This window comes from Paenibacillus sp. Y660, assembly GCF_057221575.1.
In genome coordinates, this window is record NZ_JBXBBJ010000017.1 from 65,318 (window position 1) to 78,100 (window position 12,783).

General features: G+C 43.4%; 10 protein-coding genes. 6 read left to right on the forward strand and 4 right to left on the reverse strand.

What is annotated here, in order from left to right; translation table 11 throughout:
• Nucleotides 1–88 precede the first annotated feature (88 nt).
• Entirely contained in the window at nucleotides 89–1,096 is a 1,008-nt protein-coding gene (locus tag AC2TDN_RS18475; protein ID WP_482065942.1) for a LacI family DNA-binding transcriptional regulator, read from the reverse strand.
• A gap of 91 nt (nucleotides 1,097–1,187) precedes the next feature.
• Complete coding sequence (locus AC2TDN_RS18480) at nucleotides 1,188–3,092, reverse strand: glycosyl hydrolase family 8 (RefSeq protein WP_484689641.1); 1,905 nt, start codon at nucleotides 3,090–3,092, stop codon at nucleotides 1,188–1,190.
• Between the two features lie 286 nt (nucleotides 3,093–3,378).
• Here AC2TDN_RS18480 and AC2TDN_RS18485 point away from each other — a divergent pair, with 286 nt between their 5' ends.
• The 3 genes from AC2TDN_RS18485 to AC2TDN_RS18495 are packed head-to-tail and all read left to right on the forward strand — an operon-like array spanning nucleotide 3,379 to nucleotide 7,178.
• Nucleotides 3,379–4,890 carry a spore germination protein gene (locus AC2TDN_RS18485; RefSeq protein ID WP_484689643.1) on the forward strand — a complete coding sequence of 504 codons (1,512 nt, stop codon included), beginning with the start codon at nucleotides 3,379–3,381 and terminating at the stop codon, nucleotides 4,888–4,890.
• A gap of 18 nt (nucleotides 4,891–4,908) precedes the next feature.
• On the forward strand, nucleotides 4,909–6,015 hold the full coding sequence (locus tag AC2TDN_RS18490) for a GerAB/ArcD/ProY family transporter (RefSeq protein ID WP_482065945.1): 1,107 nt from the start codon (nucleotides 4,909–4,911) through the stop codon (nucleotides 6,013–6,015).
• Entirely contained in the window at nucleotides 6,012–7,178 is a 1,167-nt protein-coding gene (locus AC2TDN_RS18495; RefSeq protein ID WP_484689644.1) for a Ger(x)C family spore germination protein, read from the forward strand. The genes AC2TDN_RS18490 and AC2TDN_RS18495 overlap by 4 nt, the downstream gene beginning before the upstream one ends.
• 148 nt (nucleotides 7,179–7,326) lie before the next feature.
• On the opposite strand, the gene AC2TDN_RS18500 is transcribed toward AC2TDN_RS18495, so the two are convergent.
• Nucleotides 7,327–8,100 (reverse strand): alpha/beta fold hydrolase, encoded by a 774-nt coding sequence (locus tag AC2TDN_RS18500; protein WP_484689646.1) that lies wholly within the window; start codon nucleotides 8,098–8,100, stop codon nucleotides 7,327–7,329.
• 22 nt (nucleotides 8,101–8,122) lie between these two features.
• On the reverse strand, nucleotides 8,123–9,073 hold the full coding sequence (locus AC2TDN_RS18505) for a substrate-binding domain-containing protein (protein ID WP_484689648.1): 951 nt from the start codon (nucleotides 9,071–9,073) through the stop codon (nucleotides 8,123–8,125).
• Nucleotides 9,074–9,234: 161 nt separating this feature from the next.
• Here AC2TDN_RS18505 and modA point away from each other — a divergent pair, with 161 nt between their 5' ends.
• The 3 genes from modA (at nucleotide 9,235) to AC2TDN_RS18520 (ending at nucleotide 12,524) form a co-directional block, all read left to right on the forward strand.
• A complete protein-coding gene (gene modA / locus AC2TDN_RS18510; protein ID WP_484689649.1) occupies nucleotides 9,235–10,080 on the forward strand; it encodes a molybdate ABC transporter substrate-binding protein in 846 nt (281 codons plus the stop codon).
• 327 nt (nucleotides 10,081–10,407) lie between these two features.
• Nucleotides 10,408–11,277, forward strand: coding sequence for a helix-turn-helix transcriptional regulator (locus AC2TDN_RS18515; protein WP_484689651.1), 870 nt, complete (start codon nucleotides 10,408–10,410; stop codon nucleotides 11,275–11,277).
• A 179-nt stretch (nucleotides 11,278–11,456) separates the two neighbouring features.
• Nucleotides 11,457–12,524, forward strand: a complete 1,068-nt coding sequence (locus AC2TDN_RS18520) for a right-handed parallel beta-helix repeat-containing protein (RefSeq protein WP_484689653.1) — start codon at nucleotides 11,457–11,459, stop codon at nucleotides 12,522–12,524.
• Nucleotides 12,525–12,783 lie beyond the last annotated feature (259 nt).

Genomic DNA, 12,783 nt, shown 5'->3' on the forward strand with positions numbered 1-12,783 from the left:
CAGTCGCGATTGATGATAATCCATAGAAATTGCAAAAGAAGGAGGGCTTAAAGCCGCTCCTTCTTTTGCTTCATTCGTTTTTTTGCGATTATTTCCTAGCAGCTGGCGGACAGGTTGACTGTCTAATAATGAGCTCAGGCTGCAGCTTCAAAGGCTCTTGAGAAACAGGAGCGTCTGGGTTTTCCATTCGTTTGAGGAGCAGATCAATAGCATGGCTTCCGATAAGCTCGACCGGTTGACGAACGGTAGTCAGCGCAGGACGGAACTGGTCTGCGAAGAGTTGATCGTCAAAGCCAATTACCGAAAGATCTTGAGGGAGACGGTAGCCCTTATTTTTAAGTGCATCCATAACGCCAAATGCGATCAAATCGTCCGCAACGAATACGGCTGTAGGAAGAGTACCGGATTCGATCCATCGATCGGTTATCTCATAGCCGGAATTAATATCGAAATTACCCTGCTCGATACGTGTTGAAAGCCCCGCCGATTCCATTGCCGATAGGTATCCCCGAATACGCTCCTTACTACTTAGAAACAGCGAAGGCCCGCTTATATGGACGATATCCGTATGTCCTAGATCGATTAGATGCTTGGTTGCCTCATACCCGCCTTGATAATTATCGACTTGAACTGAAGGTGCGGACGAATTTTCCTGTTGATTATCAATCATGACAAATGGAATATTTTTTCGTGTGAGCTCCTCTACATAACGCTCCTCATGAATGGGTGACAGGATAAACATGCCATCCACACGATCCTCCTGAAATATAGCGCTATGAAGATCCGTTTCGTCTTCATTGGATATGAACAAGGCAAGGAGATAGTGGTGACCCTCTAACATATCGTTGATTTCTTTAACAACAGCATCAAGGAAGGAGTCATTCAGCGTTATAATGATAAGGCCGATGACTCCGGTTTTTCCTCTAGCTAGACTTCGGGCGGCAGCATTAGGATGATAGTCGAGCTCTTTCATCGCTTGCAGCACCTTATTTCGATTTTTTTCACGCACCGTATCCGCATTATTGATCACTCTTGAGACGGTAACGACTGATAATCCGGATCTGCGTGCCACATCAAAAATACTAACTTTCATCATCGCTTCGCTCCTTGGAACATAACTGCATTGTTCTACCATACCACATTTTGTGGCAAGTTGGCAGTATGCAACGCTTAGGAGCGCAATGGAATTAATTGCCAGAGAGACTACGCAAAATTGTAATAGCTTCCGCTCTAGTTAAATTCGCATTCGGCATGAATGGCGCGTCTTGCGCTTTAAATAATTGGATTCCAGCAATACCCAATGCTTTGACTGCTGGTTTCGCCCAATCTGGAATGGAGGCGTCATCAGAGAAGCCGGTATTTGATGCTTGCTCCTCAAGCGGCAGCTTTAATGCTGCTGCAACGAGTATCGCCGCTTCAGAACGAGTAACCTCGGTAGAAGGGAGGAAGCTTTCTTTAATCCAACCTTTTAATAAATCAGCTTGAACCAGCTGGGCAACCGATTGCTTGGCCCATGGCGCGATAGATGGATTGTCGTTATATGCGAGTGCGGCTCCTTCGCCAGACAGCTTCAGCGCATTTGCTGTCATGACAGCGAATTCAGCGCGTTTCACGCCTGCATCCGGTTTGAAGGCTCCATTAGGATACCCGGCAGCAATGCCTTCAGATAAAGAGATGATAATATCATTTTCAGCCCAGTGGCCGGAAATATCAGTAGCTGCGATTCCCGTTGGCGACCACCAGTTGCCTGATACAACAATCATACTGAGCAAGCGGATGGTATTGCCATAGTAATAACGCCATTCTTCTGCTGTAGGATTGACTGCATCCGTATGATAATCCCACAAGTCGTTAAGCCATTGTTGATTAGAAGAGTCGATCATAGCACTGACCATAAATGGTGCGGTGAAATCCATCCCGCCATCCCATTCGCTCAGCTTCGTCTTGCCATCCAACGTGTAGCCCGACCATATTTTATCTGGCGTTTTATGCTTGTCCTTTATGAATTTGTTTAGAACGGATAATTGATTATACGCTCTTTTGTCGCCTGTAAGCAGGTAGTCTGTCGTGATGCGCCAAGGCGTGCGGCAGGAGTTGTAGTTATAGGCACCATCAAACTCCGATTCCAAAAAGTGACCGCTTTCCGTATCCCATTTGAATTCGTTGACTGGCTTATATTTTCCGTCTGCTGCATCCTTATAAAGGAAATCCGGCAGAAGACCTGTTTTAGCGCTATAGTTCTCATGCACATCTTTAATAATTCCGTATGTTGTCGAGAGAACCTTATCCCAGCGTGCATCGCCGGTTGCTTTTCCATATTCCTTCATATGCTGAAGCATGAAGTCGGATGGGCGAGTGGAGGGCTTGAAGCTAGGCTCGCTATCCGAGTTCTTCACCCAGTCACCCAATTGGAGGTGAAAATCTTCAGGGTGAACCTCGTTTTCCATAATGGCGTTTATGACCTTGATGCCTTCAGCACGATAATTAATCGCACCTGTGCTTCCCCATTGCTTATCAGCAAGCAATAGGGAGTAGGCGATATCCATATCGCCGTCAATTGCAGAATCCGAGCCGTTGACGTCGATGATCTTGCCACCGCGATCCGCTTGCTGCCAAGCCATTAGATCTGGGTTGAGCTGGCTTGGATGAGCACGGAAATAACGATACATGCCATCGAATATTTTTTTCGCTTCCGGATCAGCACCTGCCATGATCGCAGTAATCAGCATCCCATAGCCATGTGCCTCCGACACGGTTACTGCGTCGTCATTCCAACCGCCATCGTTATACCAAACATAATATTGGCTGGCATCATATGGATTTACTTTCATATATTTTTTCTTCCATTCCTTGTAGAGCAGCTTAACCTCCTTATTCATCTGATTCTGACTGACATGGTTCGGTTTAATCGTACCTTTTGTGTAAGTCATCTGTTGTGGAAAAGGCTTTTGAGGCTTCGATGCTGCGGCAGATCTTTCTTCCGCGAATACTGCTGGCATAGAAGCAAGCAGCAAAACAAGGGACAGGGCAACCGACATTACTGTTCTTAAATGAAAGAATGAATGCGGTTTCATGACATAGCTGTTTTTCATAATCCAACACGACCTTTCATTGATAATAGGATCTTAATGTGTAAATCATGTAAATAAAATGACTGTCACTTCTGTATTGTAGGATGACAAAACAGGGATGTCAATTAAAATTAAAGCGCTTAAACTTTTGAGTTTTAATTGTGCAAATGGAAGCCGATTCTAGATGCAAGAAAAGAATGAATTTGAAAATTAACTTTGAACAGAACAATCATTTGATCTGATTTGGAATACTATTTCCCACTTTGTGGGGATACTGAAACAAAACGAACCAGAAAGGGAGATTTCTATGTTTTTCCGTACTAAATATAGATCTCGTCCGAACAGAAACAAGAAGCCGCAGCTTCCTATCTTGCTAACACAGCTCTCCTCCAGCTTAGCTGATAATATTCATGCCTTTAAAGCCTTATATAGCGACTGTTCAGATGTTGTTTTCCGTTCGTTTACCTTTGGAAACAGCACTGAAGCGTGTCTTATTTATATGGATGGCATGTCGAGTATTGCAGAACTGGACAAAAATGTGCTTACTCCGCTCATGAATGATACCGAAAATGAAATTTTGTCGCTGACGGAATTGATTAAGAAGAAAATACCTGTCACCGTGGTAAAGAACATCAACAACATTGAAGAATGCATTGAGCATATTTCTATTGGAAATCCGGTCTTGCTTGTGGATGGGTTAAACCAAGGGATTGCACTGGGACTTGCCAAATGGGAAAAACGTTCCATTGAAGAGCCGGTTGCCGAAACGGTCATTAGAGGACCTCGTGATGCATTTACAGAAATGCTGTCAACGAATACAACACTATTGCGCAGAAGAATAAGAACGCCCAAATTCAAAACAAAAAGGTTGGATCTCGGCCGCTACACCCAAACCGGAGTCGTTGTGGCCTATATAGAAGGAGTCGCAAAGCCGGCGATCGTTGAAGAAGTACTATCACGTCTGCAAAAGATCGAAATCGACGGTATCCTTGAGAGCGGCTATATTGAAGAACTGATTGAGGACAACCCAATCTCGCCTTTCCCGCAAATTATGAATACCGAACGACCAGACGTGGCTGTAGCTGGTCTGCTCGAAGGACGGGTCGTCATTTTAGTCGATCATACACCGTTCGTACTTGTTGCACCGATCACTTTATTTTCGCTGTTTCAATCAAGCGAGGATTATTACACCCGTTATTTTCTCAGCATTATGATTCGTTGGCTGCGTTATTTATTCGTCATCATTTCACTTCTGCTGCCATCGTTTTATATTGCCGTTCTTACATTCCATCAAGAGATGGTGCCAACGACACTGCTTGAGAGCATGGCTACCGCCCGGGAGCGTGTACCATTTCCAGCATTAGTTGAAGCCTTTATTATGGAGATCACATTCGAGGCTCTGAGAGAGGCAGGCTTGCGTTTGCCGAAGCAGGTCGGTGCTGCGGTAAGCATCGTCGGCGCATTAGTAATCGGTCAAGCTGCTGTTGAAGCAGGAATCGTGTCTACGCCGATGGTCATTGTCGTTTCCCTCACCGGTATTGCATCGTTTGCTATCCCTCGTTATGTTGTCGGAATGGCCTTCAGCATGCTTCGCTTTCCCGTTATGATTTTGGCGGGAACGCTTGGATTGCTTGGACTCATTCTCGGTGTTCTGCTGCTGCTGGTACACTTATGCGGATTGAAATCGTTCGGCGTACCTTATATGTCACCACTAGGTCCAATGAACGGAAAGCAAATGCATGATGTTCTATTGCGAAAGCCATGGTGGATGCTGCGTAAAGGCCCTAAATTAGGCGGACCGCCAAATGAAAATTTATAAGTAGAAGGTGAGGACCAAATGGTTGAAAAAGGTAAAATAACCGCATTGCAGATGGGCATTATGATGTACCCCACCATTATCGCGACCGCCATTCTCATTGTGCCTGGCATCACAGCGGAGAAGGCTCATCTTGATCTATGGCTTTCACCCATATGGGCGTCGATTGTAGGATGCACAACAGTCTTGGTCATGTGCGCGTTGAATCGAATATATCCGGAAGAGACCATAATCCAATATATTAATCGTATCATCGGCCGTATTCCTGGCAAAGCCATCGCACTTCTCATGCTGGTATTTTATATGCATGTAACAGGGGTGATTATCAAGGAGTACGCAGAGTTTATCTCCGGCCTATTTTTGACGCGTACGCCTCTACTTGTCATTATTTCGAGCCTTACGCTTGTATGCGCATTTGCTGTCAGGTCAGGGATTGAAGTGGTTGCAAGATTGTCGGAGTTAATCGTCCCCATTATCATATTCATTGTTGTGCTTCTCGTCATACTCTTGCTTCCGGACCTTCAAATAAGGAGAATGTTTCCGATGTTTGAGAATGGGATCATGCCTTCCATTAAAGGAGCTTTAGCTCCTATGGGCTGGTTTAGTGAATATGCATTAATCACCTTTATGCTTCCTTTCCTTGTCAATCGAAAGAAAGGGCAGAAGTCTGCCTTGATGTCAATGTTTATCGTTGCTTTTACTTTAGTTTTTGTAAATTTTGTACTCCTGTTCCTCGTAGGCGGAGGTGTTGCCAATATTTTATATCCATTCATGTCTGCGGTTCGGTATATCAGCATTGCCGATTTCTTCGAGCATGTTGAATCACTCGTTATGGCCATTTGGGTGATGGGTGCCTTTCTTAAAATATCAGTATTTTATTATTCGGTAACACTTGGAACGGCTCAATGGCTAAACTTGTCAAGCATACGAAATGTTGTTTTTCCCGTTGGCTTTTTGCTGGTGCTGTTTACATACTGGATACCGCCGACATTGCCTGGGCTATCACATTATCTTGGTACACAGCTGCCCTATATTTTAATGGGATTCCAAACGGGATTCCCGCTGCTTCTGTTAATTATCACTTCGCTGCGCAGGCGAAGCATGAAGAAAAGGGTTGTGGACCAATGATTCGTATCCTGTATTCCTTGATGATATGCATATGTCTGCTTCTCATTACAGGCTGCTGGGACCGTACAGAAATAAACGATATTACATTGATTGAAGGAATCGCGATTGATAAAAATAAAGGACGCTGGATGATTAGCGCTCAAATTAACATCCCTAAATTGTCGGGAGGCAGTCAAGGTATCAACGGGGACAAAAATGTGGAGAACTTGGTAAGGTACGGCGAGGCAAAAACATTGGCTGAGGCCTTTGTAAGTCTTCAAAACAAGCTGCCTCGCAAAGTGTTTTGGGGGCATACCAAAGTAGTAATCTTTAGTAAAAAAGTAGGGTTGGAAGGTATTCGTGAAGGTGTTGATTTCTTGGCTCGCCATCCTCAGCCCAGGCCCAGAGCCTACATCTATATTAGTGAAGGAAAAGCCAAAGAGATTTTAGAAATACATCCAGCATTGGAGCGAAGCACGACAGAGGTACTGAGAGAATTAAGCAAGCAGAAGCAAGGAATAGAGATTACATTGTTGGAATTGGTCGGATTAATGCCGCAGCCTCCGTTCAATTCAGCTATTCCTATCATCGATATGCTGAATGAGGAGGAGAGAAAAAGAGACAACTCCGCCTATACAAAGAGTACGGCTCTTTTCCATAAAGACAAAATGGTCGGAGAGATTAATGACAAGGTAACGCGAGGCGTACAATGGATCCGCAACGAAATTCGCGATGACTTGTTCACAGTTGAGCCTCCAGATGCCGGAGGTGCTCTGATTGTTAGACTCCTAAGGAGCAATACAAAGCTTAAACCTGCATACGTTAACGGACAATGGAAAATGACGGTGAAAACAAAGGCTCAATTTGATGTAATCCAAAACGGAAGCCATCTAAAAGTTAGCGATCCGAAAATACTGAAGCGTGTGGATAAGGAGTTAAAGAAGGATCTGATCGATCGGATGAATTACGCTCTAAAAGTGGTGCAGAAAGAAAAGAAAATAGATATTTTAGGATTTGCTCAGGAATACCATCGGAGCTTTCCGAAGCAATGGAAGAAGGCCTCTAAGGAATGGGACCAAATATTTCCAACCGTAGACGTTTCCTATGATGTCAAGGTAACGATTCTGAGACAAGGGAAAACAAATGCTCCACAGGGTCTTCCACAGGACGAAGTAATAAAATAATAACGGACCTAACATAAGCGAGCAACAAACCTCCATATCGAGGAAGAGACCATTTTTGCTTTAAGAGAATTTCTTCTCCTTCCTTGCAACTAACAATGAGAATGGACATCCGTTTATCGAAGACGAATGTCCATTCTTTTATTTTGCTTTAATTGTTGCAGCTGTTAATGGATTGAATACATGCCTTCACAGCTTTTATTACGATTTCGGGTTCCGTCATTTGAGGAAAATGTCCGCTGTTTGGGGCTATTATTTGAGTTGCTTGATTGCTTAGACCCAGAAAATCTTTTTGGTTATCCATACGCTGCTTATGTACTTCTGCAGGCATGAACCATTTATGCGGTTGTTTGCCCCCAGTAACGACAACTAAAGGAATATTCGGGAAGGGGTTTGAACGTTGAATTTGCTCGACCGTTTCCTTAACGTGATTTACTTCTTTGAATGCATTCGTTTTTGAGAAAGAATCGAACATGCCGAGCATCTTGTTTATCGTCTGGACGAACCTCCCTTGGTGCTGATTGAGGAGCAAGTCGCTTGGATGGCTGGCTTCCAACAAAACTACGCCCATTACGTCTTCGGAGCAAAGTCTTGCGAATAAATTGGCATAATAGCCGCCTAAGGAGTGACCGACTAATAGGTAGGGCGGCTTTATTTGCAAAGCATTTAACATTTCCTTTAAAGATTCAACAATAGCGATTCCGTGCTGAGGCCCAGATGGCTTATCGCTGCCGCCGATTCCGAACCGATTATAGGCAACAACTGAGCTGACCTCTGCAAGCTTTGGCATAATTTTATACCAGCCTTCCAGCGGCCCTCCACCTCCATTGATCAAAATAATAGGAGGACCGCCATTTCCGGTCGTTATGTATTCCAATTGGCCGCTTTGAACTCGAATTTTTTGTTTACGTGGTAATCCTTGCACATCCAATCCTCCTCAGTATCCACTACGTTTCTAATAAAATTTCGCCAGTTCGCGTCAGATCATAGCCTGAAATCGTTTGAAGCTCCTTCTTGAAATCATCGGATCTGAGAATATGGAGCAAGGACTGAATCCAAGCTTGATTGCTTGCAGTTTTTAGCATGACGAGATCGTAGCGTTCTTGAATTAATGGAATAAACGTTATATTTCCAACAATAGATGCGGCTTTCTCTATACCGATGCCAACGTCAGCTTCACCGGATGCCACTTTGGAGGCTACGCCAAGATGATTGCTTTGTTCTTGCTCGTATCCGATAAGCTGATTGGACTTTAAGCCATGTAGACGAAGCTGTTCGTCTAGCAAAACGCGTGCGCCGGAGCCTTTCTCTCGATTTGCAATCCGCAAGCCTGGAGTGCCCAAATCAGACCAGCCCTTCAACGATAAAGGATTGCCTTGCTTGACATAGAAGCCTGCATTTCTGGAAAGTAAATGGACGACGATGTAAGAGGAGCCTATAAGCAGCTTTCTAATATAAGGGAGGTTGTACTCGCCTGTATCACCATCGAGAAGATGAGTGCTGACGATGTCGGATTCACCGCGGTACATCGAGATCAGGCTGTCAAGGCTCCCGACATACGCGCGCAGTGGACGTATACCGTCCATCTTTTTTTCCATATACTTCGCTAAAATGTCAAGGCTGAGATCCTGGCCTGTAATAACGAGGGAACGGAGCCCGGTATGGGAAACTTGCGCATGTGATTGTGCAGGAACGTCTGCCATGATTGGACGCTCGTTCATTTGCATGCCTTTGGCGCGCTGTTTGTAGGCTTCTAAATCAGCGGGGTCGACTCGCATCTGTTTGCCTACACGGTATGAGGGCAGCTCGCCTTTTTTTATAAGATCATAAACGGTGAGTTTGGATATTTTCAACAGCTTGGCAATTTCTTCGGTCGTATACGAGACATCGCTGGACATGATGCTCCTCCTTAATTTCTGTACAAGCCATTTACTATTTTTTTCATTGTACCATATTAGGATGTGTACGTTCGTTAAACGCATTTACAAATAAGATGAACGGTATATAATATATTTAGATATAGTTAATTATAACTAAACATAACTAAGGAGTGTAGATTTTGTTAAAAATGATTAAAGATTATATGTTTTTATCTATTATAATAATCATGGCAGTGGTGTTTGCAGCCTGTAGCACAGCACCAAAAACGAATTTGAATACGAATGCTCCGGCTGAAAGTACAATAGAGCCCAGCCAGGAGCCGCTCGAAGCGGTAGAGCTGACAATCTCGGCAGCTGCAAGCCTGACCGACGCTTTAACAGAAATTCAAAAGGCATATGAAGCTGATCACACTCACATTAAACTTAGCTTTAACTTCGGCTCTTCCGGTGCGCTGCAGCAGCAAATTGAGCAAGGGGCGCCAGTCGATTTGTTTCTGTCTGCGGCCGTTAAGAACATGACGGCACTTGTAGACAAGCAGCTGATTGATCCGAACCAACAAATCAATTTATTGAAAAATGAGCTTGTAGTTGTCGTTCCTGTTGACGATAAAACACCGATTGAAAGGGTAACCGACCTAACCAAGGCGGAAGTGAAAACAGTTGCAATTGGCATTCCGGAAAGCGTGCCTGCTGGCAGCTATGCCAAGGAAGCGCTGACGAACGCGAAGCTATGGGCTGCGTTGCAGGCCAAATCCGTACAAGCGAAGGATGTAAGACAAGTATTGCAATATGTAGAAACCGGAAATGCGGATGCAGGTTTTGTCTATAAAACAGATGCGCAGACAACTGATAAGGTAAAGGTCGCTTTTGCGGTTGATGCAGCATCGTATAAAACGATTCACTATCCGATTGGCATCGTAAAAGCAACTAAACATGCCAAGGAGGCCGAGGAGTTTTACTCGTATTTACAAACGCAAGAAGCGCTTGATGTATTTGTTAAATATGGCTTTTCGGTTCTGAATTAAGCAGCACCTGCTGGACGATCGTTAGAGGCAGTCAGGTTAGGAAGAAGTCATGAGCTGCTTTTTTACAGCGGCTATTTGGCATTTGAAATTAATCTACCAGATTGCCGCTGTATTATTGAAAAGCAATCCTCTCTTCCACAAAAAAAAGGAAAACGCTTTCATCTAAAGAATATTATTAAGAGCATTCAACGCTGTTCGATTTGGATGATTAAACGAAAGGAATCAATTAATATGACGGAAGGATCAAACAGTTCATCCATGCAAATGTTGCAGTCGGAACTATATTCCTGTTTCTGAATGTCGGATCATTCATGTGGGAGGTATGCTATGAAAATTCATAAGTCGATCGATTGGAGGGACAATTTATATCTCTTTAATTATCTAAGGGTAAATACGGAGCCTGTTGAATACTTCCATGCCCACGACGGATTGGAGATCTTGTATATTCATGAAGGGGCCGGCAGCTACAACATTGGAAATCAAATGTATTCGCTTAAGCCTGGCACCTTAATTCTTATCAAACCTTTCCAAGTACACGAAATAAAAGTCATTGTTCCTCCGAATTACATTCGCAGCCTATTAAAAATTAAAACGTCGGTCATCGATCGTTTCCTCACGGTGCTGCCGCAATTAACATCTGCTTTTATGCAATTGATGGAACTGAAGCTGCCAACTCAGGTTTTCCATTTGTCCTACAAGGATGCTTCTTATATTGAAAATCAATTTTTACAATTGCATGAAATGCTTACAATCGGTCCATCAAAGCTTCAGAAGGAAGTAGTCACTTTGTTTTTATTTCATTTTTTCAACTACTTTAATAGCCATATCTTTTCGCTGGACAAAAGTGCAGCACCCATGCATCCTGAGGCACCGTGCTCGAACGAGCCTATCGGCGCTATTGTGAAATGGATTGAAAGACATTATAATCTGTCGTTCACCATTAACGATATGGCATCAGAGCTTCATTTTTCCCCTAATTATTTATCCAAGCTCTTCAAGGAGCAGATGGGTGTGACGATTATTGAATATACAAATGAAAAACGGTTGGAGGAAGCGAGAAGTCTTCTTGCCATGCATTTTTTGACCATTGAAGAGATTAGCCGGGAAACCGGATTCAATTATCCTTCGTATTTTATCGCTATGTTCAAAAAAAAGTATGGGATGACACCGCATCGTTATCGAATGTGGATGGAATAATGATATTTTCGAACAGAAAACTGTTATTAAAATTGTTTTATAATTAAAGCGCTTAAACTTTGTATTTGATTGAATTCGAAAGAGGTGGTGGCTTTACGAGTATGACGGGGATGGACCTCATCGGTAACGAATGATAAGTCTCTAATCGAAAGTGTATGAAAAACTAGGGAGGTTTGAAAATGAATAAACAATCATTAAAGCTAACCGTATTATCTCTACTTTGCTTCATGCTTGTATTCGCGTTTTACCCAAGTCATACCGTTGAAGCAGCAACAAAAACAGTACCAGCCGGCAATGTTGCCACTCTGCGCAGCTATTTAGCCAGTGCTCAGCCCGGCGATATTATTCAAGTATCAGGAACGTACAACATATCGGATGGAACGATTGCCACATCCAAAAGCGGTTCTGCAGGCAATTATATCACGATCAGGGGAACGGGAAGCGGCGCTACGTTTAATTTCACTGCATCTGCAGGCAATGCGGCAGTTCATATCAAGCATAATTATTACAAGCTGGAAAATGTGACGATTAACGCGAATTCCAAATCAAACAAAGTATTGCTAATTGAGGCTTCGCATGGTTTCATAACCAATGTGACGGGCAAAAACTCGTTGTCGGAAGCCGTTAAGATTAGAAAAAACAGCCAATATTGGCTGATCTCGAACACCACTGTGCAAAATGCGGGGACAAGCGGCAAATTTGGAGAAGGCTTCTATGTAGGTGATGCGGATCAAAACTGGACGACTAGTCCTAATGCGGACAAAAGCGGCTATATTACCTTTCTGAATTGCAGCGCTATAAAAACAAAAAACGACGGCTTTGACTTCAAAGAAGGCACACATCATATAAAAGTGATTGGCAGCACTGTTGACTTCCAAAATACGGTGCCTGAATCTACTGTAGGCAACAACGGGATCTTCATGAGAGCCAATTATGTACAGATCATAAATACAACGGTTAAAAACAACAAAGCGACTGGTCAAGCATATAGAACAAGCAAAACGACGGCTTCTGACGGCGTGTCTTACGGTAACAATTTGGAGCTTAAGAATGTCAAGGCAACCAATATTTCAGGTGCAATGATTTATACAAACTATAGCTCAAATAAACTATTTACCGACTATACGATGTCCGGCGTTGCTGGAGGCCTCTATGCATCCGGCTCCAAAACCGCAACTTCTGCTAATCCGTCTACATTCGTCGAAATGACTTGGAGCGGTGAAGGCGGAGCGAAGTACGGTTCCTAAAAATGAAGCGCAGCTTGCAAAATAATTGGTAGATTCAGAAGCAGCTCATTCCTCAATTGAGGGAGAGCTGCTTTTTCTATGCCACAGCCTAAATCCTCTAAAGATCACCACTTTTCCTCATCCCCCTCTAATTTGTATCCTCCTATCAGCTATTGATAGTTATGTATTCATTGGTACAATTTTCTATTTGTTTATAGAATTGTTCTATTATTCAATCAATTTACATTTTGGTATGCTGAGTGTAGTTAAAGTTAATAAA

Coding starts and splice junctions, on each gene's coding strand:
- AC2TDN_RS18480 (WP_484689641.1), bottom strand. CDS start 3,092: ATGAAAAACAGCTATGTCATGAAACCGCATTCATTCTTTCATTTAAGA.
- AC2TDN_RS18490 (WP_482065945.1), top strand. CDS start 4,909: ATGGTTGAAAAAGGTAAAATAACCGCATTGCAGATGGGCATTATGATG.
- AC2TDN_RS18505 (WP_484689648.1), bottom strand. CDS start 9,073: ATGTCCAGCGATGTCTCGTATACGACCGAAGAAATTGCCAAGCTGTTG.
- AC2TDN_RS18475 (WP_482065942.1), bottom strand. CDS start 1,096: ATGATGAAAGTTAGTATTTTTGATGTGGCACGCAGATCCGGATTATCA.
- AC2TDN_RS18515 (WP_484689651.1), top strand. CDS start 10,408: ATGAAAATTCATAAGTCGATCGATTGGAGGGACAATTTATATCTCTTT.
- AC2TDN_RS18485 (WP_484689643.1), top strand. CDS start 3,379: ATGTTTTTCCGTACTAAATATAGATCTCGTCCGAACAGAAACAAGAAG.
- AC2TDN_RS18495 (WP_484689644.1), top strand. CDS start 6,012: ATGATTCGTATCCTGTATTCCTTGATGATATGCATATGTCTGCTTCTC.
- AC2TDN_RS18520 (WP_484689653.1), top strand. CDS start 11,457: ATGAATAAACAATCATTAAAGCTAACCGTATTATCTCTACTTTGCTTC.